The following is a 7,850-nucleotide window of genomic DNA, read 5'->3' as shown; positions in this document are numbered from 1 at the left end:
CAAACCCTGCCGCAATTAGGCTTAGGACTGGGGCTCCGAAGCCAACACTTTAAATACATCACTGAAAATCATCCGCCAGTAGAATGGTTTGAGATTATCTCTGAAAACTTCATGGACTCCGGTGGAAGGCCCATGAACTTTCTAAGGCAAATTGCCGAAGAATATCCTTTGGTTATGCATGGGGTCTCTCTTTCCATAGGAAGCACCGACCCGCTGAACATGGACTACTTAAAGCGGCTCAAAAAACTAGCTTCCGAAATTCAACCCAAATGGATTAGTGACCACCTTTGCTGGACGGGCGTATTGGGCTTAAATACACACGACCTTCTTCCTGTGCCACTCAATGAAGAAACTCTGAATCATATAGTACAGCGTATTAAACAGGTGCAAGATTTTCTGGAACGCCCACTTATTCTCGAAAACCCAAGCACTTACCTGAGCTTTCAGCATTCCGATATTCATGAACCTTTGTTCTTGAAGGAAATGGCCGAGCAGAGTGGCTGCGGTCTGCTTCTCGATGTTAACAACGTATACGTGACCTGTTTTAACAATGAGTGGGATCCTATAAAATACATTGAAGAACTCCCACACGAACGAATTGTGCAAATACACCTGGCCGGCCACATGCATTGCGGCACACACATAATAGACACACATGATAGCCCGGTAATAGATTCCGTCTGGGAGCTGTTTAGAATTGCCTGGCAAAAAACCGGAGGTTGTTCAGTGCTTCTGGAGTGGGATAACCATATTCCATCTTTTGAAGAGTACCATGCCGAAGTTTTGAAAGCCAGGGAATACATGGAGGGTGAACCGGGGCCCATTCAAATGAACCCACCATCAACCACAGACCTTAAAGTTTCTAACCCGGTGAGTTTTTTAGTACCGGAAGTTAGCCATGAACTACAATGACAAAGCCAAGCCTTTCAGCCACTCAAAAATGGATGCAACAAATACTGGTGTCTCCACTCGCTTTCGAAACCGACCCCAACAGTTATTTGCCGGACTCATTTAAGAACGATGTAGAGAAGCTCATTAAACCCAACAGCAGACTCTCTGCGAATGAGCGATTGCAAATTTACCAAACAGGCTACCTGGCCAGATTACGCGACTGCATGGAAAAGCAATTTTCGGTACTTCAGATGGCTCTCGGAAAAGAGCTATTTCAGGCGTTTGTCGATGACTACCTGCAGAAGTATCCTTCGCAAAGCTATACGCTCAACGAGCTGGGTCACCGGTTTGCTCAATACCTTGAAGAAACAAGACCAGACAAAGAGCTGGCACCGGAAGAGCGCGAAACCTGGCCCGATTTTATGATTGAGCTGGTAAGGTTTGAGTATAAAATCACCCGCATTTTCGATGCCGACTTCTCCACTACCTTTGAATATGCCTTACTGAAAACTCCAAGTGAGCAACTTCGTTTGGTGGAGGCCCTGGAGTTGTTCGCTTTTAAGTTTCCAATTAGCCAATATTATCAGCAGGCTATTAAAGGCAAGTCTCCGGCAATACCAACCCCTTTGCCAACCTACGTGGCTCTGTCAAGGACAAAAGACTTTAGAATTGGTCTGTTCGAACTGAATCGCGGTCAATACATCTTCCTCAACCTTTGGAAAATGCATGGACAATTTGCTCCAACCTTAAAGGCATTTATTGAGCAGACAGGAATAGACCAAAAAGCATTTCAGGAAGTCTGGCCAAAATGGAAAGAATACTTTACTGAAAGCCTGCTCCTGAGCATTTAAATGTATACGATTCACCCATCCGACCGCTTGGAGCGGTCGGACGGGTCATCTAATTCCCTCAATTTCTTTATCAGTCAGGCCTTTCCGAGACTCTCTGTAAAATTCTTGAATGTTGGAAGGAACATCAAGACACCCAAAGGCCACAGCCTTACTTGGCAAACTTCCATTTCTAAGACCAATATAATCGCGGTAAGAACTAAACTCCCAGTCCTCTGCCCTCTGGCAGAGTCCCGCCAAAACCGGATTCTGGTGTATATAGTGGAAACAAATGTGTCCATAGCTTTCAAGGTTCTTGGATTTAGCCCCTTGCTGAAATAAAGACCCCGTCCTGCTATGGGCTTTATTAATTGCTTGTGTATAGCTACTTTATAGTGTTCCTAGTTTTCTGGATAAACGTTTTGAAATTTGCTCGTCATTCAGCCCATCTACCCTTTTTACTCTAATTAATAAATGATAGTGATTAGGCATAAGGCAATAAGCCAGCAAGTCTGCTAATGGGGTTACTTCTATTCTGATCTTCTTTAGGAAGAAAAGGTAATTATCCTTTTCAAAAAATATCCTCTCCCTATTATTCCCCCTGTTGTAAGTGTGATATAGCTCATTTGTAAGAAACCGCATAAAATAGCTTTCTATACCCGTCCGACCGCTTCGAGCGGTCGGACGGGTGGGGTGGCTATTAGAATTTCTTATACATCGGCCACCTTCTGCAGGGTATTGATATCCACATGAGGCCAATTAAACTTCCTTCCGTTAGGGGCTGTAGAAGGAGGAAACACCAGGTTGATCGTCTGTGAATATTGAAGCTGCCATGAACTGCTACCATTAGCGTTCAACACCTCTTCTAGCCAAAAAATACAGCTCATTTTTGTAGCATCGGTATTCTTGGTTATGAATGGGGTATTGAGGATACCTCCTGTGGCGTTCTCAGAAGACAGATTGAGCGTAATAACCTGACCAAACTTCTGATCCTTTACATCATTGGCCAGCTGCTGGTTAGGATTGGCCTGAGGGAAATCTGGAAACCGTGGATGCATGGTATATTGTTCTTCTCCATAACCAAACACGCCTCCTCCATCAACCAAAGTTGGGCTTATTTTAGCCTCAGGAAAATCAAACTTTCCGTTAGATTCGCTGGAGTTACCCATTAACAAGATTGAATTACCATGCGGAATATTACCGAGTCTGGCCACATTAAAGCCGCTATCGAAATTGGTAATGTTCAGCAACATTCCTGTTTCGGCATGAATTTCGGTGCCCTTACTAAAGCCTCGGGCATTACAAAATTCGGTATCGCAATCGCTAAAGACCTTCTGTTCATAGATTAATCCCACAATGGTCTGGTCATCTTCCATACCACGATTACCGGCAATAACAGCCGGAGAAAACGACCATGTTTCATAATATGGAATTACCTCCAGAACAAAACCATCGGCCGGAGGAGTAAAGGGTGAGTTACCTGGTACGGCAATAACATTCCAACCTGTGCCCGATCCGGGTTTGCTTTCCCAAGTGCCCAGAAAGCCTTGTAAAATACCTAGATCGATTTCCTGTGATTCTTTTGCGGACAGCAACCTCGCTCCGAGTACTGTCGGGTCCATTTTTCCCATAGTTCTGATATTTAGTGTGTTAAAAAAGTAATCTAAAGTAAGACTTTTCCGGCTGATTTTAAAACAGGGTCAATAATTGAACATGACACCTACCTAACCGCTCCTAATCAAGACCAACCGGTAGTACTAGATTAAGTGGAAGCTCGTTATTATCGCTATAAACACTCAATCATGAATAAAACTTACTTTTTAGCCCTACTGAGCCTGCTGCTATTCATTAATTGCAGGGGCGCTAATCCACCTCAGCATAGCCTCTCCAACCATACCTCAGCCATAGATGTAGCGTTGACGGAACCAAGCAGTTCCGAACCTTTAATTTCTCATGAGGCATTGATGGAACTGCTAGTAGAGCACCCAGACAGTAGCTTTAAAACCATCAATCGTATTTTCGGCCAAAACAATGGGCTTTTGATATCGAGAAACAACTATCAGTTTAGCTATCGAATACCTTCCGCCTCCTTTTCAAAAACTCTTGAGGACTTAGCCGGTATAGGGAAAGTAAAACAAAGACTAATAAACAGCCGGGACGTAACCAATCAGGTATTCAACTCACAAGACCGACTTAGCAGCCTTAAAAAGGTAAAAGAAAGGTACCTGAACCTTTTACAACAAGCCAATTCCGTTTCTGACATGCTGAGTATTGAGAAGGAGTTGGAGAGAATAAGTGGAGAAATAGAAATACTCGAAAGTGAGCTTAAGAGACTCCAATCGAGTATCGATCACTCTATCATTAATGTAGTACTCAAACAAAAAAAGAAGGCCGGTATAATCGGAGCTATTGGCAAAGGCATTTATTCAGGAGTTAAGTGGTTGTTTGTGAGAAACTAGCGGGCCTAAAAAACAAATTACCAGGCCTCCTGTTGCCATTCAAGCCCAGCGCAAATCCGCCAGTAAAAAGATTTGTAAGACACAGCCGGTATTTTCTTAACTTATTTATCAGTTAATCAACCCCTTATACTATGCCGCTCAAAAAAGAAGACATTAGCCAAGAAGTGTTCGACCTATATGATGAATATGCCCATAATAAGATTGACCGCAGGAAATTCATTGAACGACTATCGGTCTATGCCGTTGGTGGTATCACTATAAGCTCTCTTCTAAGCTTCATTATGCCCGATTATGAAACCACTGCTTTGGTGAGTGCTGATGACGACCGCTTGAGTAGTGAATATATTACCTACGATTCGCCAAAAGGGGGCGGAAAAATTAAAGGGTTGTTTTCGAAACCAGAAGGTGCTTCTGGCAAACTACCCGGCATAATTGTAGTACACGAAAACAGAGGTTTAAATCCATACATAGAAGATGTGGGTCGAAGATGCGCTGTCGATGGTTTTATGAGTCTTGCTCCGGATGCACTAACACCGTTGGGCGGTTATCCCGGCAATGATGATGAGGGCCGGGCTCTGCAACGGCAACGAGACAGGGATGAAATGCTTGAAGATTTTATAGCGGCTTATCATTGGCTTAAAAACCGACCTGAATCTAACGGAAAAGTGGGAGTAGTTGGTTTCTGCTTTGGTGGGTGGATTTCCAATATGATGGCCGTGCGCTTGCCCGACCTGGGTGCAGCCGTACCCTTTTATGGAAGCCAGCCTTCAAATGAAGATGCCGCCAAAATAAAAGCCCCTCTAATGTTGCAATATGCGGGGCTGGATAGTAGAGTGAATGCCGGATGGCCGGACTACGAACAGGCACTAAAAGCCAATGGGGTAAGCTACGAGGCTTTTGTGTATCCTGATGTAAACCATGGTTTTCACAACAATACAACCCCTCGCTATGACGAGGCTGCTGCCACTCTGGCCTGGCAAAGAACCATTGCCTTTTTCAAAAAGCATTTGATGTAACGCGTACCATAGCCGTGAGATAGGAACTGAACTAAGGGCAATTAACCTCTCCGTTAATCATCCAGAAAATCTCTAACGGCTCGGTTGAAAGCTGTTTCGCTAAATAGGTAAAAAATGGTTTACTCCAACAAACTATGCTGTTATTCAAGAGTAAGTCTTTGGTATTCTTTATTCAATGTAATGAGACTCAGCTACGGTTAGAGTATATATTGTAAAAAAGAGTTAGAAGCTATACCTTAAGATTTCCTTTTTCCAACAAACCCTGGAGAAAGAGCTTCTTTTATAAACAACACGCGCCATACATGTCTATAAAAGCCCCATTTGGACTAGTGCTATTAAGCCTTCTTCTTTATTCTTGCGAAGAGAATTTAAATAATGAAAACATAGAACGAATCGACATTAGTATTGGTACAGCTACAGATGGGTATTTGACCGATTTTTTTTCATCCATATCTATCTATGAGCTCTCCAGTGAGGAAGTCTTTATTGGTTCTATAACTAAGATTCATCGTCTGGAGGAATTCATTTTTGTTTTGGACAAAGATTACACCAACTCTCTGTACAAGTTTGATTCTAGCGGAAGCTATATTCAAAAGATTGGTGTAGAGGGAGAAGGACCAACGGAATATCAGGACATTAATGACTTTACAGTTGTTAATAATAATGGAACTATTGAGCTCTGGATTTTAGATAACTCTAAGGGTTACTTCTCCATTTTAAAATATGATGCTCAAGGGAATTTTCTGGCAAAAATCAGGAGTACTTTATTTGCCGATTCGTTTGAATTCGTTGAACCAAAATACCTGGTGTTTAGCACATCTAATCAGTGTAACGATAATTTTTGCAGCAACACTTACACTACCGATCTGGATTTAAACATTCTTTCTAAAGGATATGAAAGCCAGCCCCCTTACAAAGAATTGTGGATAGAACCATCCAACCCTATTTCTGTAGTCAACAACGAGACAGCAATAGTCTCCTATGGAGATTTCAACATTTATAGCCTAGACAGTGCAGCAACCATATTCCCTCTTATAAAAGTAAACCTTGTGGATCGAAAGACTTCTAAAGACTTAAATGAGAGACACATATACCCTGATTCCTATTATCAGTCACTTATAGAAATGGGGCTTTGCTATGATCTTGACAACGTTTTTCTGTTCAAGGAACACCTCTTTTTTAGCCTCACTTGCGGAAACCAAAACTATTTTTGCTTTGCTTCTAATCAAGAGATTAGCATAGTAAAGGGCTTAAAACTTAATGATAAAGTAAAGTTAAACTCAATAAATATTGTAGGACGGGATAATGAGAGTATCTATTGCTACTTTGACCCTGAAGCAATTCTTTCATTTCTTGAATCTAGCGAACCGTATAATGAAGGTATACTTTTGGATAAGTTCTCACTTATCTCAAGAGAATCACTAACTAATTCAAATCCCCCTATCATAAGATTGAAGCTTAAGTAACCTTATTTCATTCATACACCACTAGGCAAATGAAGTACAGACTTTTACTAACTATGACGTTTCTTCTGGCAGGTACTACCCTCAATGCGCAGTCTCCTGTTTTGACCATTTATGATAAAAATGAGAAGAAACCTATTGAAGGAGTTCATGCTATAACCCTACTGAATCAAGGTTCAAAGCAAACCCTTAAACTCATTGCCATAAGTGACAAAAACGGAAAAATAGAATTAAACACTGATTACACATCTAACTCCATAGACTCAGTCCTCTTAACTCATGTGAGCTACAAAACTTTAACACTAACCGGGCAAAGAATAAGTGAATCACCCACTTTATTTATGGAAGAAGAAATAAGTCACTTAGAAACTCTTGTTTTTACCGCGGGTGCATCCATCAAACAACCTGACCTTATTGAGATACCAACAACAAAAATTGAACTGGAAGGTAATAAGGTAATTGTTCCAAAATTCTTTACCATGCCTAACGAAGTGACTCTACGTCAATTCAAGGAGTTTATAGATGATACTGGCTATGTTACGGAAGCTGAACTGGGACATAAAAAAGTTAAGGTGCTAAAAATAAAGCGGGCGACCTCCGCTTATTTGAAGAGATTAAAAAGAATGCCTTATGAAAATTTTGAACAAGCCAACAGAAAGAAATTCCATGGTTGGGAAAGAACTTTTGAGCTAGTAGAAGTTGATTCGGTAAACTGGCGACATGATGAATTTGGAACTCTCAGGACGGAAAGCCAAATGGACTACCCCGTTATTCATGTAACATTTAAAGACGCTCTGACTTATGCCGAATGGGCAGGCCTACAACTTCCAACAAAAGCACAATGGTTGGCTATGACTCAAGATGAGAAAAAATCTGGTTGGCAAAGACATAATTCCACCGGTATTATTCGAGACGTGTACAGTTCCAGACCCAATCAGCAAGGCATCTACAACCTTTACGGAAACACCTCAGAAATTCTATTTGATCAGTTCAAAATCAATGAAACATTAAAAACCACAATTTCTTCTTACAACACCTTTTCGTCTGAAGTATCTCTAAACTCTTTTTTGATTATCGATGACTCTAAAATACTCGAAGATTTATTCAAATTCGGATTTCGTTGTGTTGCCAACACAAAATAGAATTCTCCCTTTTTAATCATCCAGAAAATCTCTAACGGCTCGGTTGAAAGCT

General features: G+C 41.4%; 7 protein-coding genes. 6 read left to right on the top strand and 1 reads right to left on the bottom strand.

The window, feature by feature from the left end:
- The coding region (locus B3763_RS08195) for a DUF692 domain-containing protein (RefSeq protein WP_286745583.1) at window positions 1-912 on the top strand (912 nt) is incomplete at its 5' end.
- On the top strand, window positions 909-1,742 hold the full coding sequence (locus B3763_RS08190) for a DNA-binding domain-containing protein (protein WP_286745581.1): 834 nt from the start codon (window positions 909-911) through the stop codon (window positions 1,740-1,742). The genes B3763_RS08195 and B3763_RS08190, both read left to right, overlap by 4 nt.
- A 686-nt stretch (window positions 1,743-2,428) precedes the next feature.
- Here B3763_RS08190 and B3763_RS08185 read toward each other — a convergent pair.
- On the bottom strand, window positions 2,429-3,349 hold the full coding sequence (locus B3763_RS08185; RefSeq protein ID WP_286745580.1) for a heme-binding protein: 921 nt from the start codon (window positions 3,347-3,349) through the stop codon (window positions 2,429-2,431).
- 171 nt (window positions 3,350-3,520) lie between these two features.
- Between B3763_RS08185 and B3763_RS08180 the strand changes: the two genes are divergently transcribed.
- From B3763_RS08180 to B3763_RS08165, 4 genes are all read left to right on the top strand, one after another.
- Entirely contained in the window at window positions 3,521-4,177 is a 657-nt protein-coding gene (locus B3763_RS08180) for a DUF4349 domain-containing protein (protein ID WP_286745579.1), read from the top strand.
- A gap of 131 nt (window positions 4,178-4,308) precedes the next feature.
- Window positions 4,309-5,193: a dienelactone hydrolase family protein gene (locus B3763_RS08175; protein WP_189629453.1), complete on the top strand. Its 885-nt coding sequence runs from the start codon at window positions 4,309-4,311 to the stop codon at window positions 5,191-5,193.
- 302 nt (window positions 5,194-5,495) lie between these two features.
- Complete coding sequence (locus tag B3763_RS08170; protein ID WP_286745576.1) at window positions 5,496-6,659, top strand: 6-bladed beta-propeller; 1,164 nt, start codon at window positions 5,496-5,498, stop codon at window positions 6,657-6,659.
- Between the two features lie 101 nt (window positions 6,660-6,760).
- The gene (locus tag B3763_RS08165) at window positions 6,761-7,798 is read left to right on the top strand and encodes an SUMF1/EgtB/PvdO family nonheme iron enzyme (protein WP_286745574.1); all 1,038 of its coding nucleotides are present in this window, start codon (window positions 6,761-6,763) and stop codon (window positions 7,796-7,798) included.
- Window positions 7,799-7,850 lie beyond the last annotated feature (52 nt).

It is taken from the genome of Roseivirga sp. UBA1976, assembly GCF_002336325.1.
Taxonomy (GTDB): Bacteria; Bacteroidota; Bacteroidia; order Cytophagales; family Cyclobacteriaceae; genus Roseivirga; species Roseivirga thermotolerans.
Note: the sequence above shows the minus strand (reverse complement) of the source record. Positions and strands in the feature narration are given on the sequence as shown.

Bases quoted from the DNA above. Each gene is read 5' to 3' on its own strand.
- B3763_RS08190 (WP_286745581.1), top strand. From the start codon at position 909: ATGACAAAGCCAAGCCTTTCAGCCACTCAAAAATGGATGCAACAAATA.
- B3763_RS08175 (WP_189629453.1), top strand. From the start codon at position 4,309: ATGCCGCTCAAAAAAGAAGACATTAGCCAAGAAGTGTTCGACCTATAT.
- B3763_RS08170 (WP_286745576.1), top strand. From the start codon at position 5,496: ATGTCTATAAAAGCCCCATTTGGACTAGTGCTATTAAGCCTTCTTCTT.
- B3763_RS08180 (WP_286745579.1), top strand. From the start codon at position 3,521: ATGAATAAAACTTACTTTTTAGCCCTACTGAGCCTGCTGCTATTCATT.
- B3763_RS08185 (WP_286745580.1), bottom strand. From the start codon at position 3,349: ATGGGAAAAATGGACCCGACAGTACTCGGAGCGAGGTTGCTGTCCGCA.